Annotated in this window: 1 rRNA gene; it reads right to left on the bottom strand. The window is 57.2% G+C overall.

The window, feature by feature from the left end:
- Window positions 1-287: 287 nt before the first annotated feature.
- A 16S ribosomal RNA gene (locus HMPREF2757_RS02435) occupies window positions 288-1484 on the bottom strand; the annotation flags it as partial.

Below are 1484 nucleotides of genomic sequence, written 5' to 3' on the forward strand. Positions count from 1 at the left end.
AATCCACGGCGGTGGAAGAAGAACCACCACACACCCCTACGAGCGTGTGGGCCTGTTCCCCCACAACCCAACAGCGTGCCTGCCCACACCCACACACCACCACAAGGACACTCCATCCACGAGCACCCTGAAGTGATACGCCAGTGCAGAAGTTTCGCAGCGTTCCACCCATGAGCACCCCACACACCCAACCTGGATGTCAGGGCCTACCACAACACACCCCCACAACCACCACACACAAAGCGTGACAGCCATCAAAGGATGTGTTTGAATGTGTTGCTCCTTAGAAAGGAGGTGATCCAGCCGCACCTTCCGGTACGGCTACCTTGTTACGACTTAGTCCCAATCACCGGTCCCACCTTCGACGGCTCCCCCCACACAGGTTAGGCCACCGGCTTCGGGTGTTACCGACTTTCGTGACTTGACGGGCGGTGTGTACAAGGCCCGGGAACGTATTCACCGCAGCGTTGCTGATCTGCGATTACTAGCGACTCCGACTTCACGTAGTCGAGTTGCAGACTACGATCCGAACTGAGACCGGCTTTAAGGGATTCGCTCCACCTCACGGCATCGCCACCCTCTGTACCGACCATTGTAGCATGCGTGAAGCCCAAGACATAAAGGGCATGATGATTTGACGTCATCCCCACCTTCCTCCGAGTTGACCCCGGCAGTCTCCTATGAGTTCCCACCATCACGTGCTGGCAACATAGAACGAGGGTTGCGCTCGTTGCGGGACTTAACCCAACATCTCACGACACGAGCTGACGACAACCATGCACCACCTGTACACCAGCCCCAAAGGGCGCACCTATCTCTAGGCGATTCCAGTGCATGTCAAGCCTTGGTAAGGTTCTTCGCGTTGCATCGAATTAATCCGCATGCTCCGCCGCTTGTGCGGGCCCCCGTCAATTCCTTTGAGTTTTAGCCTTGCGGCCGTACTCCCCAGGCGGGGAACTTAATGCGTTAGCTACGGCGCGGAATCCGTGGAATGGACCCCACACCTAGTTCCCAACGTTTACGGCATGGACTACCAGGGTATCTAATCCTGTTCGCTCCCCATGCTTTCGCTCCTCAGCGTCAGTAACAGCCCAGAGTCCCGCCTTCGCCACCGGTGTTCCTCCTGATATCTGCGCATTTCACCGCTACACCAGGAATTCCAGACTCCCCTACTGCACTCCAGTCTGCCCGTACCCACTGCACGCGCACCGTTAAGCGGCACGATTCCACAGCAGACGCGACAAACCACCTACGAGCTCTTTACGCCCAATAATTCCGGACAACGCTTGTACCCTACGTATTACCGCGGCTGCTGGCACGTAGTTAGCCGGTACTTCTTCTGCAGGTACCGTCACCCAAAGGCTTCTTCCCTACTGAAAGAGGTTTACAACCCGAAGGCCGTCATCCCCCACGCGGCGTCGCTGCATCAGGGTTCCCCCCATTGTGCAATATTCCCCACTGCTGCCTCCCGTAGGAGTCTGGGC

The sequence above is a fragment of the Brevibacterium sp. HMSC063G07 genome (genome assembly GCF_001810665.1).
Classification (GTDB): domain Bacteria; phylum Actinomycetota; class Actinomycetes; order Actinomycetales; family Brevibacteriaceae; genus Brevibacterium.